Consider the following 263-nt stretch of genomic DNA (forward strand, 5'->3'; position numbering starts at 1 on the left):
GCGGCTGAGGCTTCGGCTGCGGCTGAGGGTAACGCGTCGGCTGCGGCGAAGGCTGCTGCTGAGGCGAACGCTTCCACTGATGCTTCGGCTGATGCCGCAGCGGACGCGGACGCGGATGCCGACAAGGCCACCGAGGGTGACAAGTCCACCGAGGGTGACAAGAGCACCGAGGGCGATAAGTCGACCGAGGGTGACAAGAGCACCGAGGGTGACACGGCTACGGCTGGTGACGTGAACGCTTCGGCTTCGGCTTCGGCGTCGGC

1 protein-coding gene is annotated in these 263 nt (G+C 66.9%); it reads left to right on the forward strand.

The genetic code is table 11. The annotated features are described in order from the left end of the window. The coding region (locus tag U874_RS15860) for a hypothetical protein (RefSeq protein ID WP_025135142.1) at nt 1-263 on the forward strand (263 nt) is incomplete at both ends.

The organism is Leucobacter sp. PH1c (assembly GCF_000633415.1).
Lineage (GTDB): Bacteria > Actinomycetota > Actinomycetes > Actinomycetales > Microbacteriaceae > Leucobacter.